General features: G+C 39.5%; 13 protein-coding genes. 10 read left to right on the top strand and 3 right to left on the bottom strand.

The window, feature by feature from the left end; genetic code table 11:
- Nucleotide 1 precedes the first annotated feature (1 nt).
- The 4 genes from AB3G38_RS09800 (at nt 2) to AB3G38_RS09785 (ending at nt 4,185) form a co-directional block, all read left to right on the top strand.
- The gene (locus AB3G38_RS09800; protein ID WP_367868308.1) at nt 2-388 is read left to right on the top strand and encodes a hypothetical protein; all 387 of its coding nucleotides are present in this window, start codon (nt 2-4) and stop codon (nt 386-388) included.
- Between the two features lie 221 nt (nt 389-609).
- Nucleotides 610-1,953 (top strand): hypothetical protein, encoded by a 1,344-nt coding sequence (locus tag AB3G38_RS09795; RefSeq protein WP_367868307.1) that lies wholly within the window; start codon nt 610-612, stop codon nt 1,951-1,953.
- A 160-nt stretch (nt 1,954-2,113) separates the two neighbouring features.
- Complete coding sequence (locus tag AB3G38_RS09790; RefSeq protein WP_367868306.1) at nt 2,114-3,445, top strand: hypothetical protein; 1,332 nt, start codon at nt 2,114-2,116, stop codon at nt 3,443-3,445.
- 161 nt (nt 3,446-3,606) lie between these two features.
- Complete coding sequence (locus AB3G38_RS09785) at nt 3,607-4,185, top strand: hypothetical protein (RefSeq protein WP_367868305.1); 579 nt, start codon at nt 3,607-3,609, stop codon at nt 4,183-4,185.
- Between the two features lie 148 nt (nt 4,186-4,333).
- On the opposite strand, the gene AB3G38_RS09780 is transcribed toward AB3G38_RS09785, so the two are convergent.
- Nucleotides 4,334-4,609, bottom strand: coding sequence for a hypothetical protein (locus tag AB3G38_RS09780; RefSeq protein ID WP_068396121.1), 276 nt, complete (start codon nt 4,607-4,609; stop codon nt 4,334-4,336).
- A gap of 126 nt (nt 4,610-4,735) precedes the next feature.
- The gene (locus AB3G38_RS09775) at nt 4,736-6,148 is read right to left on the bottom strand and encodes an alpha-L-fucosidase (RefSeq protein WP_367868304.1); all 1,413 of its coding nucleotides are present in this window, start codon (nt 6,146-6,148) and stop codon (nt 4,736-4,738) included.
- Between the two features lie 201 nt (nt 6,149-6,349).
- On the opposite strand from AB3G38_RS09775, the gene AB3G38_RS09770 reads away from it, so the two are divergent.
- From AB3G38_RS09770 to AB3G38_RS09745, 6 genes are all read left to right on the top strand, one after another.
- Nucleotides 6,350-6,904 (top strand): RNA polymerase sigma-70 factor, encoded by a 555-nt coding sequence (locus AB3G38_RS09770; RefSeq protein WP_367868303.1) that lies wholly within the window; start codon nt 6,350-6,352, stop codon nt 6,902-6,904.
- 93 nt (nt 6,905-6,997) lie between these two features.
- Nucleotides 6,998-8,014: a FecR family protein gene (locus tag AB3G38_RS09765; protein WP_367868302.1), complete on the top strand. Its 1,017-nt coding sequence runs from the start codon at nt 6,998-7,000 to the stop codon at nt 8,012-8,014.
- A 96-nt stretch (nt 8,015-8,110) separates the two neighbouring features.
- Nucleotides 8,111-11,566, top strand: a complete 3,456-nt coding sequence (locus AB3G38_RS09760; RefSeq protein ID WP_367868301.1) for a SusC/RagA family TonB-linked outer membrane protein — start codon at nt 8,111-8,113, stop codon at nt 11,564-11,566.
- Nucleotides 11,567-11,577: 11 nt separating this feature from the next.
- Entirely contained in the window at nt 11,578-13,050 is a 1,473-nt protein-coding gene (locus tag AB3G38_RS09755) for a SusD/RagB family nutrient-binding outer membrane lipoprotein (protein ID WP_367868300.1), read from the top strand.
- A 15-nt stretch (nt 13,051-13,065) separates the two neighbouring features.
- Complete coding sequence (locus AB3G38_RS09750) at nt 13,066-14,346, top strand: fibronectin type III domain-containing protein (RefSeq protein WP_367868299.1); 1,281 nt, start codon at nt 13,066-13,068, stop codon at nt 14,344-14,346.
- Nucleotides 14,347-14,354: 8 nt separating this feature from the next.
- Nucleotides 14,355-15,194, top strand: coding sequence for a glycerophosphodiester phosphodiesterase family protein (locus AB3G38_RS09745; protein ID WP_367868298.1), 840 nt, complete (start codon nt 14,355-14,357; stop codon nt 15,192-15,194).
- Between the two features lie 160 nt (nt 15,195-15,354).
- On the opposite strand, the gene AB3G38_RS09740 is transcribed toward AB3G38_RS09745, so the two are convergent.
- A complete protein-coding gene (locus AB3G38_RS09740; protein WP_367868297.1) occupies nt 15,355-16,578 on the bottom strand; it encodes a glycosyltransferase family A protein in 1,224 nt (407 codons plus the stop codon).
- Nucleotides 16,579-16,585 lie beyond the last annotated feature (7 nt).

Raw genomic sequence — 16,585 nt, 5'->3', positions numbered from 1 at the left:
CATGGAAGAAATACAAAATCCACCAGCAGAAACACAAGACATGATAGACAGAAAAGCCGCATGGATTGAAAGAATGTTTGACCGGTTGTTTACCGCTGTTCAGCAGAACCCTTTTGCAACGATGCTCCTGCTGTCGGTCGCGATGAACTTTTGGCAATATAGTGCCCTGAATGAGATGAACCGGCTTCGGATAAAAGACATCACCTCGCTGAACGAGAAGATCAACCTGGCTGTGGAAAAAGGCGTACGGCAGGAATTACCCAGGCAGCTTGCGCCTTATAAGGAACAGCAGGATAGTAATAACAAGAAACTGGATACTTCTTTAATCCATTTAAATGGAACAGTAGAATCGGTCAGGAGATATATTAATGAAAATAAGGAGAGATGAAAAAGCTTTTGGTTCTGCTCGGATTACTGTTCCTCACTGGTATGCTGTCAACAAGGGCTCCCCCGGAAAAAATAGAATTTATAAAACCCCCTGATTATCCGGTGAGTTCCAAATTGGATAGTATTAATAATTCAGTGGATGAGTTGAATGAACTCCTGAAGCAGTTAGCGGACAAACAGAAATTTTACACAATCAATTATATAAAAAAAAACAATTAAATTATGAGTCAATTCACAACACAAGAAGCAGTATTAGCTGCACAAGATCAAACAGGTTCCATTACTGTAAACGGCCAGGTCATTACTTATACGGTAAAGGGTAATATTATCATTTATTCGGATGGTAAAGTTGCAGCACCTTCTATTACAAGCACAGATTTTCAATTGGCTTATGCAACGGCAATTGTGCCGCCAGTAACTCCACCAGTAGACCCTCCTGCAGATCCTGATTTCGTAAGTATAGGTACGGGTTCGGGCCAGCTGATCCTGGAACCACTTGCCAATACCAATGTAAAGATTGTTCCGGGTAATTATGATTACATCTATGTCGAAAAAGCGACTAATGTCAGAATGGATGCAACAGGAGTAATCCTGCAAGGCGGATCTATTGATATTGGCCAGGCAGACAACTTAGAATTATGGGGGGCGTCGGTTATTGACCAGTCTTACCGCGCTCTTTCTATTAAAAGCCAGAGTAATGGTATTTATCTGCATGATCTCAGTTTTAAAAATGTAGGTAATTATACCATTGCTTATGAAGATAAAACGATATATGATGGTACAGACAGTACAGTTTCTAAGGACTGGAAATTTGAGCGCCTTACTTTCGAAAATACTGGTTTAGCTTTTAGTGGCGGAGGCGGATTTAATGATGCCGGAATTGAGAGCCTGATGCGAAACTTTAAATTCATTCACTGTACAGTTAAAAATTGTCCTGAAATTTCAGATGTTGTTTATCTGGGCGCGGTGGAAGACTATGAAATTGCCTGGAATACAATTGATAATGTCAATACCCTGTATAATGATCCTAATGCTCCAAATGGTTATCATAATGGTCTTTTCCATGTCATTGGAAACGGTTCTTTCCATGATAATAAAGTTACCAATCACCAGGGAAATGCAATTCGTGCATGGGGAGCTTCTTTTGGTACTGAAACCAAAAATATACTGATCTATAATAACATTGTTTGGAATAGCTGGAAATACTCTGCTTTTGAATTACAGGTTTTCCCGGAAATGTTTACTTACATGGAAACATATCCTTCGCGAATGAAGCCAGCCAATGCAAAAGTATACAATAATACTGCTGGTCTTTTAAACAGATCTCATGACTGGGAAGGGGTAATGATTGACTTGTATCAAACTGGTGGTACGCTTGAATTTTACAACAACCTTGGTTTTGAAATGTATAGGGAGAATTCATCCCGGCCGGTAGATGATATGATCAATATGGGCGGCCCGGATATGATCCGTAATGAGAATAACCATTATTTCCCTTCTCATCAGCAAGCGGTAGCCGATACGGTCAGTTTCGTTTCACTTTTACCGGGTGTTGGTGCACAATAATTAAATCAGTTCATCCGGTCGGGGATACGGAAAGCTATTGCGCAGAGGGAAAAACCCCGGAAGCATTGTATTCCGATGACCTGTACCGGTTTGATCAGCAATCTATTACATAAGTAAACAAAAATAAATTTCAAATCATCCACTCTATAAAAAAACAATTATGAATCAATTCACAGCACAAGAAGCAGTATTAGCTGCACAAGATCAAACAGGTTCTATTACAGTAAACGGTCAGACCATTACTTACACGGTGAAAGGTAATATCATCATTTATTCGGATGGTAAAGTTGCAGCACCTTCCATCACAAGCACAGATTTTCAAAAGGCTTATGCAACGGCAATTGTGCCGCCGGTAATTCCACCAGTAGACCCTGAGTTTGTAAGCATAGGTACAGGTTCAGGGCAGCTGATCCTGGAGCCGCTTGCCAATACCAATGTAAAGATTGTTCCGGGAAATTACGATTACATCTATGTTGAAAAAGCAACAAATGTCAGAATGGATGCAACGGGAGTAATTATGAAAGGCGGAGCTATTGATATTGGTCAGGCAGACAATTTCGAGTTATGGGGAGTGTCGATTACTGACCAGCCTTACCGCGCTATTTCTATTGAATACCATAGCAATGGTGTTTATCTGCATGATATCAGCTTTAAAAATATAGGCGACTATACCATTTCTTATCATTATAAAGGAGTGTATGATGGTACCGATGAATCTACGTCTAAAGACTGGAAATTAGAGAGACTAACTTTTGAAAACACCAGTAGCGGGTTTCATTGCGATGGTGGATTTGCAGCGGAAGGAATTTTGAATCTGATGCGAAACTTTAAGTTCCTGAATTGTATAGTTAAGAATTGCCCGGGTATTGGAAATGTAGCTTATGTTGGACAGGTTGATGGTTATGAAGTTGCCGGAAATATCATTGATAATATCAATACAAGATATGATGATCCAAATGCTCCAAATGGATATCACAATGGTATTTTCCATATGATTGGTAATGGATCTTTCCATGACAATAAGGTTACGAATCACCAGGGGAATGCAATTCGTGCCTGGGGTGTATCCTATGGTAATGAAGCTAAAAATATTTCGATCTATAATAATATCGTTTGGAACAGTTGGAAATATTCTGCCTTTGAGCTTCAGGCTACTCCGGAAATACAGGATTATTTCGCAGCCTTTCCTTCAAGAGTTAAACCTGCCAATGCACAAGTATATAACAATACTGCTGGTCATTTAAACAGATCCCATGATTGGGATGGGGTATTGATTGATCTGTATAATACTGGTGGTACACTGGAATATTACAATAACCTTGGTTTTGAAATGTACAGACAGGATCAATCCCGTCCAATAGGAGATATGATCAATATGGGCGGCCCGGAAATGATCCGCAATGAGAATAACCAATACTTCCCTTCACAAGAGGCGGCGGTTGCAGATACAGTTACTTTTCTCTCGTTGATACCTGGAGTTGGTGCACAATAAACTATCAAATAATACCTGTTAAAAATTAGTTCATCCGGTCAGGAATATTCAATATAAGCGCAGAGGGAATAACCCCGGGAACTTTATATTTTAATAACCTGCACCGGTTTGACTATTAGCTTATCACATAGACTATCAAATTAAATAACAAATACATCCTTATGAAAAATATACACCCGAAAACATTTTCCCTGTTCATCCTTTCATCGCTTATCGTCTTATCGGGATGCGGAACTTCCCGTCACGTATTTCAGGCAACAGAAAAGATTAAACAGGAAACTGTTCAGCAAACTAAAAAAGATACATTGAGTTTAACAATGGATCATTCATTAACTACCATCAGAGAAAAAGCCGATACCATACTGGTTATTCCTCAACAAGTGATTACCACAGACACTTATATTGATTTCGATGAGCTGGTTAACGGAGTAATGGCTATTAAAAGCCCGCTTGCAGAAGTCAGTTTAATCTTAAATCCTGTAACGAAAAAACTTTCGGCCAAAGCTTTGATCAAAGAGCAGGTAATCCAGTTGAAAATTGATAAAGAGACAGTTATACAAAAGAACCTGACTGTACTATCAAAGAAAAATGAGCATAGTTTAAATACGAACAAGACTGAAGCTGAACAAACTTTTAAAGAAAAGGAAACCTTAAAATTAAGTGTATGGCTACCTGCTTTGCTGGTATTGATTACCCTGGGATCTGTTTTTTACTGGATAAGAAATAAAAGCTGGCTGTGATCAATTGATACTTTATTGATAGCTGGTTTTCTATTTCCAATGAATATTGAAGGGGACCGTGAGCAGTATGCGATCCGGTTTGATACAAATGGCGGAGATGATAAATCTTCTCCTTTGCCATTTTAGCTATTAAGTTAAATACTCTGAATTATTGCTTATTCACAAAGATGCCTCTGAAAGCAGACCAGCACGCGTTCTTTATATCAATAGGAAGTGCGTCTTTTACATAAAATTGAATACCGTTTTCATCATAAAAATAACGGAAATAATTTCCTAATCTATCTGGTTTCTCACCCGTATGAATATTTTCACGATTAACCAGCCAACGAGAGTAAGTTACTTCAACGCCATTCAATGCATCCTCAAGATCTTTAATCTTGCCAGAATTCTTGTCGCTGTTAATCATATCACTATAGTCTTTCATATCAAATATCCATTTAATTGGCAAAGGTACGGAATATAAAAGGGTTAAAAGACTATTGATCAGTTTAACAGCTGTATCGTATTCAAATCTTTACCTGATTTGAATACGATACAGCTGTTAAACTGTTTATCTTCTTTCGTTAAATATACCAAATTCTGCGATTTCAACTGTTGAACCGGTATTTTCTACCTGAATTCTCACTTTGTCACCATAAACGGTATCAAAACGGTGAACCTTTATTTTATGCGTGTTCTCTCCAGAAAATATGGTATGCCATACGCCGTCTAAACGATATTCTAATTTATACTTTTTAATGGTTACTGGAGTTTTATCCGCAATCACCACCATATTAAAGGCTTTCTCTTTTCTGAATTCAACTTCATACCATGGTTTCTCCACTCTTGAATTAACCTTCCAGGTGGTGCTGAAGTTGTCGTCATTTGCAAAATCCATAATATTCATATCATCACTCCAGCTTCCGTCAGCAGGTTGGTTTTTAGCCAGATTTGGAGAAATTATTGGCGCATCTGCTGTGGGCAGTTGCTGCGTAGCTCCTTCATTCTTCCAGGCTTTTCCTATTTCTTTTAAGGCCGACAATGCGTTATCATCAATTAATCCGTCACGGTTTGGTGCCACATTCAGAATGAAATTACAATACGCATTATTGAAAGGGATGATGTTGTCATTCACCATTTTAAACGCATCTTTTACTGGTGTTGTTGGAAAAGATGTTTTCCAGAACCAGTTTTGCTGTAATGGTAAACAAGAAAGGGCTGGCAGTTGATTGGTTTCTTTAGAGATATGCTGGCCTGCACCCTGTTCGTATGATTTGATATCAGTATAGTATAATGCTTCTGAAGGATATTTAGCGGCATTCAGATCCATTACCAAACAGTTTGGCTGGATAGATTTAATCAAAGTATAAATTTCTTCAAACGGAACATCATCATATGATATTCTTGACCATGGGGCATCCCATCCGTCAATAATCAAGGCGTTGATCTCACCATAATTGGTTAGTAGCTCTGTCAATTGTGCCTTTATCATTTTTATATGTTCCGGCGTAATCAGGTTTGGCCTTAATTTATGGTGTGTATCTAAAATGGAGTAATATAACATCACTTTCAACCCGTTTTTCCTGAAAGCATTCACATATTCTTTAACTACGTCTCTTTTCAATGGGCTATTCATGACATTATAATCCGTAGTTTTTGTATCCCAGATGGCGAACCCACTGTGGTGTTTAGTCGTTAAACAGCCATAAGTCATGTTTGCAGATTTTGCGGCTTTCGCCCATTGTTCACAATCGAGTTTTTTAGGATTAAAGATTGCAGGTGACGCATCCGGATCAGGCCAGTCTTCATCCATGTAGGTCGGGATATTATAATGGATAAACATTCCAAAACGCAGGTCGACAAAGTCTTGTTGTAAGCTGGTTAGGTCTTTTGCTTTGGATAAGGGCTTATTTTGTGCCCATGAAAGTACAGGGATAAAAATGAGCAGCAGGACAGAGAATAAAAACTGGTCAGGTCTTTTCATAATGGATTGGTTCTGGTTGAAAGTATTATAGGTTCATTTGCTAAATCATTAAAGCTAAATTATTTCCTCCAACCAGACAATCCCGGTCACCTAATTAATACATTCATTTTTCTTTCCCGCTGCTGAATTTAATTCGCTGTTTCATTTAACATTTTGTTAATACGTCAATCATTTGGCAGCTCTAATTTTGCTCCATATTTTATGGGCGAAAACAATACTGCCGGGTTTAACGGAGATCATGTAGATAACTTCGATGGAAAAGCATTCGGGGATCTTTACCGGCGCATGTATCCTACTCTTAAGAAATATGCGATTTACCTGGTAAAAGACGTAGAAGAAGCTCAACTTATTCTGAATGATGTATTTATCGCCATCTGGAAAAATAAGACCCGGATCTCCAATGAAAAAGCCTACCTGTTCAGGGCAGTAAAAAATGCTTCAACAAATTACCATAAGGTTTCCCGGGTAAAGTTTCTGCACCTGGAAGAAGAGGAACTACCTGGTATTCTGGATGAAACAGCAGATCCTGCTCAGCTTTACCTGGATAAGGATAGAAAACGGGTTTTATACAGATTGATTGATCAGATGCCCGAACGCAGACGTTTAGTTTTCTATATGTATCGTATTGATGGCTTTAGCTATAAAGAAATTGCAGCTTTATTGGATATTTCAGTTAGAACAGTGGAAGACCATCTGGCCAGAGGTTTTCTGTTCCTGCAAGAGCGGGTACTGAAAAACGAGTCAGAATTCAGGTAAAAAGACCCTTAACTATTTCTTAATGTAATGTTAACGTTTTACGGCCCGTAATGCATGCCCGGTTTCTTGTCTTGTTTCTATAAAAGCATAGGAATGGATCAAGAGAACTGGAAATTTGTATTGGATTATTTATCTGCAAAGGAGCATGCCAGCGACAACGTTCAGCAAATCGAACAGCAGGAGAAAAAGATACAAGAATGGCTGAGTAAAGATCCTGCACACCAGCAAGAACTGGAACAGGCTTTATGGCTATGGGAAAATACCGCGATGCTGCCGGAGAATGACGAATGGAAAGAAAGTTTTAGTAGTATTCAAGCTTCTTTACTTGAGGAGGCACCCCGGAAAACTATTAAGTTTAATTTCTGGCTGGCTGCTGCTGCTATTTTTACTGCAATAACATTATTCACTTTATTCTATAAGGTACAGCAACCAGTTTTACAGCACACGAGCATCGCATGGATTACAAAGTCGGCAGGTTCCGGAAAGATGATCAATGTGATGTTGCCCGACAGCACACAGATCTGGTTAAACTCCGGCAGTAGTATCAGCTATCCAAAGAATCTGCATCATGCAGATCTGAGAACTGTCAGGCTTAAAGGAGAAGCCTTCTTTAAAGTAAAACGTGATCCCCGGCATCCATTCGTAGTCCATAGTTTAAATATTCAGACGCGCGTACTTGGAACAAGTTTTAATATTCGTGCCTGGCAAGGACATCAAACTGAAGTTACAGTGCTCACAGGGAAAGTTGCCGTTTCCAGAGATTCAGCAGGAACACAGTCTGCGGCTATTCACTTGCTGCCAAATCAAAAGGCAGTTGGTAATTCAGCTCAGCTGCACCTGGAAAATGTGGAAGATGCCCGGGCTGCTATGGGATGGACTGAAGGTAAAATGGTCTTTGATCAATTGCCTGTAGAAGAGGTTTTTGAAGTTTTAGAACGAAAATATGCAGTGAAAATTAGTACAGACCGGTCTTTTAAAGGATGTAAACTCACAGCGAAATTTAATAATGTCAGCTTAAATGAAGTATTACAAACCATTCAGATAAGCCTGGATATTCATTACACCATAAATAAACAGACCATTTATATAAAAGGAGGTAAATGTAATTAGACCACGCTAAAGAAAAAGCCGAAGCATGTTGACGCATGCTCCGGCTAATGATTTCAATTTTATTTTAACCCATCAACGATTAAAACACACAAAGTTATGAAAAAGTCCGCAGTGACTAATCAATTAATTTTTAAAGTAATGCGTTTTCTTACTCTCATTTATTTTATGCTTTCTGTCCTGTTCTTTGCCGCGCAAGCATCGCCTTTAAAGGCGCAGGGGCTGAATAACAGGATAAGTTTCAATTTTAAAAATGGCACTTTAACAGCATTGCTGAAAAGCATAGAGAAGAAAACCAGCCTGTCTTTTGTTTACACCAACAAAGACGCGGTGTTGAACCAGCAGATTGAAGCTGTTAAAGCTAACAACGAAATGGTAAGTAGTCTGCTTGACCGCATACTCACGCCTATGCAGTTAACTTACATCGTCCAGAACAATCAGATCATTATCAAAAAGGCTGTCCGGATTAAAGGTAAGGTTACTGATGAAAAAGGTTTGCCCGTACCGGGAGTAAGTGTGCTGGAAAAAGGAAGTAATAATGTGACCACGACCAATCTGAATGGTGATTATAGCCTGAATGTAAGGGAGCCATCAGCTACTCTGCTATTTAGAATGATGGGCTACCAGACTAAAGAGTTCGTTCTTAAAGGAGAAACGGTGGTTAACATCAGCCTTATTCCGGATGAAACCGGTTTGTCTGAAGTCGTAATTACTGCTTTGGGTATCAAGCGGAATGAAAAAGCACTTGGTTATTCCATTGCTACTTTAAAAAGTAGTGATGTGAATACGGTCAAAGAAGTGAATGTGGTGAATTCCATTGCCGGAAAGGTAGCGGGGGTAAATGTGGTGAGTACAGGTTCTGATCCTGGATCTACCGCAATGATTACCATTCGCGGACAATCATCGATTGCAACAGATAACCAGCCACTTTTTGTAGTTGACGGTGTTCCTGTGGCACATTCGCTGCGGGCAACTTCCGAAGTAGGCCGTTCTTCTGTAGATTATGGGAGTCCGGTTGCTGATATCAGCCCCGACGATATTGAAAGCATTACGATCTTAAAAGGAGCGAGTGCTGCGGCTTTATATGGCAGCAGGGCAGGAAGCGGAGTAGTACTGATCACCACAAAAAGTGGTTCATCAGCTAAAAAAGGTTTAGGCGTAAGCTTCAACTCCAATGCGATGTTTGACCAGGCCTGGATGTTTCCGCATTTCCAGAATCAGTTTGGTGCAGGAGAATATACCGATGATCCGGCAGTAAGCACTACTTCGGCCTGGGGGCCGCGTCTTGATATAGGAACCAAACACCTGCAATGGAACAGTCCGCTTGATGCCCAAAACGGAAAGCCTGTACCTACCGATTGGGTATCACATCCAAACAATGCTAAAGATTTTTACAATACAGGTTCTACTTATACCAATAACATTGCCATCACCGGTAAAAATGCAGATGGTAATTACAGGTTATCTTATACCAATATGGTCAATAAAGGGATTGTCCCGCATACGGATCTGAGCAGAAATACCCTGAACCTGGCAGCAACTTATGTATTGCATCCTAAAGTAAAGATCAGTACCAATATTGGTTATGTAAATAATAAAAGTGATAACCGCCCGTCGGCTTACAGAGAAAGTGTGACGCAAATGGTTTACTCCATGCCTTCCAATATGAATATCAATGATTTGAAGAATTACTGGAAACCAGGCCGGGAAAACTTAGAACAATTTTCTCCGGATGATTCTGATAATCCATATTTTGTAGCTTATGAACATACCAATGGTTACGACAGAAACCGGATAACCGGAAATGTACAGGCAGTATTTGATATCACGAATGATCTGAGTTTAATGGTGCGTACCGGGCTTGATTTATACAATGAAGCGCATGAAACGAAACGTCCTTTTAGTGCGAAGCGATTCAAATTCGGTGGTTATGGTGTAGATAATTCTTTTTTTAAGGAGCAGAATACAGATTTCCTGCTCAGTTATAAGAAAACGCTGAACCAGGACTGGTCGTTTGGCTTGTCGGTTGGGGGGAACCAAATGGATCAGACCAACAGAAGTACCGCTCAGCGTACCGAAAGTTTAAGTATTCCGGGAATTTATAATATCAATAATGCGCGTGCAGGAACTATCACTAATGCGCAGTATAATTCCCGTAAACGAATCAATAGTTTATATGGAATGGGGCAGGCCTCCTTCAAGAATATGGTATTTCTGGATGTAACCGGAAGAAATGACTGGTCAAGTACATTACCTGCTCAAAATAATTCTTATTTCTATCCTTCAGTTTCATTAAGCACAGTTTTAACGGATGTGTTCAAAGTGAAATCTGAGGTATTATCATTTGCGAAAATCAGGGCGAACTGGGCACAGGTTGGAAGTGATACTGATCCTTACCAGTTATACAATACGATTCCTTTTAACCAAGATTGGGGCGATGTGAAAAGAGCTACTATTGAGTTTAACCTTAAAAATAACTTCTTAAAACCTGAAATTGCAACTTCTTATGAGTTTGGTGGAGACCTGCGCTTTTTCAATAACAGGTTTGGCCTGGATGTGACCTGGTATAAAACCAACAAAAGAAACCAGATTATCAATATTCCAACAACCATTACTTCAGGTGCATCGAACCGTTTAATTAATGCCGGAAATATCCAGAATAGCGGATGGGAAGTTGGCTTAACCGCTATTCCTGTTCAGGGGGCATTTAAATGGGAAATCAATGCAAACTTTACCAAAAATGAAAATAAGGTGATCTCTCTGATGGAGGGGCTGCCTGAATATTCTATGGGTAGTGCAGACGGGGATAATATCCGGTATTTAATAAAAGAAGGGACTAAAATAGGAGATTTCTATACACCAAGTTATACTAAAGTTCCGGGCGGACAGTACGCAGGAGCAGCTTTACTGGATAAAACAGGACATTATATCCGTAATAATGCTGAATATATAAAAGTTGGAAATTATAATCCTGATTTTACCATCGGTTTTAACAATACTTTCAGCTATAAAAACCTGACGCTTAATTTCCTTTTGGACTGGCGCAAAGGTGGCAATTTCTATTCTTACGTAGTTAAAAGTCTGATCAATTCGGGGTTAACGGATAATACTATTGCCGGCAGAGATGCACAAACCGGAGGTTTGCCATGGGTTGATTCACAGGGAAACAAGCGGAATGATGGGATGATTATTCCAGGTTATATAGCCAGTGCAGACGGTACTTACAATGAAAATAAGGTGATTATTGCAGCCTCTGATTTTTACAATAACACCTATAATAAGTATTATGAACGCTTAACCTATTCTGCTTCCTTTCTGAAACTCAGGGAAGCTTCTATAACCTATGTGTTCAGTAAAAATGTATTGGGCAAATTGCCTATAAGCAATCTTTCCATCTCATTGATCGGCAGGAATTTATATACCTGGACTGCTAATGGCCTGGGCTACGATCCGGAAACTACGATGAGTGTGACCGAAGGGTTTAAACTGGGGGTTGGCCATTGGACCTTACCGGGCACACGCTCTTTTGGCTGTAAATTAAGTTGTAATTTTTAATCCGTATCCAAATGAAATTCAGATATAAAACTATCCTGGTGTTATTTATGGCCATACTGAGCGCCTGCACCAAAGATTTTGATAAAATCAATACCAATCCAAATTCTCCGGAAACGACCAATACAGAGTTCCTGATGTCCGAAGTGATCTTGTCTACTGCTTATGGCTACCAGGAAAATGCAGTAGGCAGAAGACCGGCTTCTGCTGCAAGGTACCTTACACTGGTTCGTAATACTGGCTATGATCTGTTTGACTGGGGACCGGTAGACTGGGACGATACCTACGCACGTTTATCGGTGAATAAAACCTTGCTGGAAACCGCAAAAGGCCGTTCTGAGAATCAGTATGTAGCAATCAGTAAAATTATGAAAGCTTTTAATTTTGCTTACCTGACTGATCTGTATGGAGATATTCCTTATACTCAGGCGCTGCAGTCGAAAGAAAGTAACCTCATTTATCCTGAATACGATCAGCAGCAGGTTATTTATCCTGATTTATTGAGAGAATTGCAGGAGGCTAATGCGCTTTTAAACGGAAGCACCGGCGAGATTAATGCCAAAGGCGATGCGCTGTTTAATGGCAAGGCGCTGCAATGGCGTAAGTTTGCCAATACTTTGCGTTTAAGGATGTTATTGCGTATTTCTAAAGTGTATAGTGCTGCATTTACTGACATGCAGACCATGATGAATGACAAAACTACTTATCCTGTTTTTGAAAGTAGTGCCGATAATGCAGCTGTTGCTTATCTGGGGAATTTAGCTGCATATAGCTGGCCAGGAGGCCCGCTGGCGATGATTGATTTTGATTATCAAAAGACAAAAGTAAGTAAGGAGCTGGTGGACAGGCTTGTCCAAAGAAATGATCCGCGACTGGGTTTATGGGTAGAACCAGTTAAAAGTACGACCGGTTCAACTGTAGACCTTAATAAATATGTTGGTGTACCTAATGCGATCGATGCGCCTGCTTCATATAATGGAGGAGAGGATCATGTTTCTGTTTTCTCTGCCGGGTTTTTTAGGAAAAATGGTGGCTCTTCCAATCCTTTATTGAACGCCACTCTGATAACCTATACCGAGCAATGTTTTATCCTGGCAGAAGCGATCCAGAAAGGTAAACTTACTGTGCCAGGAGAAACTGCAGAATCCATGTATTATAAGGGAATCAAAGAGTCTATGAAAAGTTATGGGCTCACTGCTCCTGCAAATTACTTTGACCAGCCTCTGGTTAAATATGATGGTACATTGGAACAGCTGATCACTCAGAAATGGATAGCGATGCTGTTTAAAGGATCGGAAGGCTGGTTTGATCAGCGCCGAACCGGTTATCCTGCTTTTGTTACCGGCCCTTTGGCTGCGGGCAGGGGAATTCCAAAACGTTATGTTTTTCCAGATTCTGAAAGTGCGAAAAATAAAGTCAATTACCAGAAAGCAATTGCTGCTTTTGGCCCGGACAAAGAATCTACACTAATGTGGTACCTCAAATAATTTAAAATTTATCAAATGAACAAATCTATATATACCGCTGTACTGCTGGTTATTGCAGCCATTACAAATATTCAGGCACAGGATTTTAATCCGAAACCTTTTCCAGACCGTGTCATTTTAACCTGGAAAGGCAGTACTGCTGTTAGTCAAACAGTAACCTGGCGTACTGATACTACGATTGTGGGTGCCAAAGCACAAATTAAAGCGGAAGATTCCAGCCCTGCCCTGGAAGATGCGATTACAACTTATGATGCCGATTCCCGTTTATTGTCTGGTGGTCAGAACTATGCGACAGCGAAGTATCACAGTGTTACTTTTAATAATTTAAAGCCCGGAACAGTATATGCTTACCGTGTAGGTGCTGGGGAGTATTGGAGTGAATGGTTTCAGTTCACCACAGCATCTGCTGATCAGAGCAAGCCTTTTTCTTTTATTTACCTGGGTGATGCACAGAATGATATCCGTTCTAAATGGTCGCGCGTAATCCGTAAAGCATTTGCTCATGAACCGGATGCCCGTTTTATTATCCATACCGGTGACTTGATTAACAGGTCAAACAACGATAAGGAGTGGGGTGAGTGGCACTATGGTGGTGGTTTTATCAACGGAATGGTTCCGAGTATGCCTTCACCGGGAAACCATGAGTATGTTCGTGATGAGAAAAGAAAGCTGATTCTGGATCCGCATTGGGGTGTACAGTATACTTTGCCTGGAAATGGGCCTAAGGGCCTGGAAGAGTCTGTTTATTACATTGACTATCAAAATGTACGTGTAATATCATTGGATTCTCAAATGATTATTCTGGACGAGGCTTCTGCAAAGATTGAGTATGAATGGCTGGAAAAAGTTTTAAAGGAAAACACAAAATTGTGGACGGTCATCACTTTTCACCATCCTATCTTTTCTACGGCCAAAAGCAGGGACAATAAAGACTTCAGAGAGCGGTTTAAACCTTTATTTGACAAGTATCATATAGACCTTGTTTTGCAGGGACATGACCATACTTATAGCCGCGGACAGAATTTACCGCGCGGGTTATCTGGCAGGGAAGCCAGCGGGCCAGTGTACCTGGTTTCTGTTGCCGGCCCAAAAATGTATAAAGTGGATGGTGCTAAATGGATGAATGTTTCTCTGGAAAATACACAGTTATTCCAGGTGATTCATGTGGATGGCGGGAACCTGAAGTTTGAAGCTTACAAAACTTCAGGAGAATTGTTTGATGCTTTTTCCCTGAAAAAATCAAGCAGAGATCATGCCGCGGAATTTACAGATATGAACCCTGCTGCAAAGCAATAAATTATTAAATGATGAATTGTAAAACAAACTTACTGGTAATGGTATTCAGCTGTTTTACTTTGATCACATTCGGGCAGCGGACGGTAGCTCCGCTTCCCAAATGTAAAAATGGTTTTATTGTGATTGCGCATCGCGGAAGCCATCTGGTCAAACCTGAAAATAGTATACCCGCAATTGAGGAAGCGATCAGTCTTGGTGCTGATTATGTAGAAATAGATCTTCGTACAACTAGTGATGGTCATCTGGTTTTAATTCACAATGAAAATGTAGACCATACGACCAATGGCAAAGGCAGGATTCAGGATTTGAACCTGGACGAGGTAGCAAAGCTGACTTTGAATGCTAAGGATGGTCATTTATATAGTCTACCTTCATTTATGGAAGCTTTAAAAGCGTGCAAAAACCGGATTAATATTTATCTGGATTTTAAACAGGCTGATGTAGCACAGGCCTACGAGGAAATTAAGGCTGCGGGGATGGAAAAGCAAGTGCTTGTTTATATCAATAAAGCGGAGCAGTATAAGTTGTGGAGAGCAGTGGCTCCGCAAATGCCGCTGATGTGTGGCTTGCCTTCGTCCATAAAAACAAAAGAAGAATTGATTGCTGTTCTGCGTCAAATGCCATTAGAAGCAACTGATAATATTTCGGATCCGGCGCTTGTTGCCGCATTAAAGGAAAGCGGATTAGCTGTGTTTTTGGATGTGCAAATGGCCGATGAAGATCCGTTAAAATGGAAAGCAGCGATGGATAAAGGAGTTCAGGGGGTGCAAACCGATCATCCGGAAGCATTAATCAAGTACTTAAAAATAAATGATCTGCGTGATGGTTTGAAGGCTTCTGGACTTTAGAATTTTACCTGAAAAAGAGATTTGAGTTTGAGCTCAAATCTCTTTTTCAGGTTTTTTTTGCTGTTTCAAGTCTTTTGCTTTTGGAAGCAAAAAAAACAACCGTGCTTAAAAAACACCAAGCACTAACTCCTTCTGATAGTGAAATAGTGAGTATAACCGGTTATATTTTCCAAAATTTAACTGGATATGCTGAGTCTTGATAGTATAAGCTAGATTGCTCTAAATTCAATTCCTCTGATTTTATTAATTCAAAATCGTTATTCCATAAGCGTAATAAGCTTCGTCTAATTCCTGAACCCATCATTGTACCAGGGGATGTAGTAAGGGAGTTGGGATGACGTTTTCTGATATAAAGGAATTCGTCAACGTTTTTAATGTTTTTTATAATAAAAAAACTATAAAGTAAAAATTTTGTATCATTACCAAAAGTTCTTTCCTGCGATAGTTTATTACATTCGTAAAATGTTTTTCTTTCAATAGCTGATGCCGGATGAAGTAATGAGTGCCATGGACCATCTTTTAACGCGGCCGTTACGTCAACAGGATACCTTACTGCCAGAACGGTTTTAGTGTAGTAATCCATTCTTAATTCATGAGAACCGCATAAATCACAGCCGTTGTTATACATGTAATCTGATATTATTTCAAATCGATCAGCACATGGCAAATCATCTGAATCTTGAAAAAATATAAGCTTATTTATTCCCTGATCAATCAGGGTATTTCTGATCACGTATGGTCCGACTGGTGTCGGGCTAAAATTGTAAAATGAAATATCAAGGTTATTGGTTATTATTTCAGCAATCTCCTTATCTATTATTTGGTCAATACCAACATATCCTGTAGTTGCCTTAATATGACTTAGATAGTGTAAGACATTCTTAAGGTATAACTTATTCCCTAGATGCGGTATAACCACGTCACAATCATTATTCGTCACTGAGTGTTTTATGATAAATGGGAGTTGCTTCACTATAATTCTGTCAAAATTATTACTTCCCATTGTAATTCGGTCTAAAAAGACAAAAAGTAATTCACTAGGTTTAACGGTAAAGTTCTTTATTGAATTAAATGTCTCACTAAAAATGTTGAGGTTACAGCAAAAAGAACAAACATGTTCGTCCTCACTTGCTGTTTCTATTGGAGCATTTTTTTTTGGTGTTAGAATAATAAGTGTCCTATCATTCTCACTTAGAATAATCTCCAAAGACTCTTTTAAGGTATCAATATTCGGAATAAAGGAATTATCTTCAAATTTCAGAAATAACAGGTAATCATCATCATTTTCAAGGTTCAGTTGCTGAATCTGTTTTGGAAAGTGCGTATCTAAACTGTATTGTTTCCATGTAATCACACTATAATAACCATTTGCCATCTGTTCCATATAATCT

It is taken from the genome of Pedobacter sp. WC2423 (assembly GCF_040822065.1).
GTDB lineage: Bacteria > Bacteroidota > Bacteroidia > Sphingobacteriales > Sphingobacteriaceae > Pedobacter.
The sequence above is the reverse complement of the archived record's forward strand: the minus strand, read 5'-3'. Positions and strand labels throughout refer to the sequence as shown.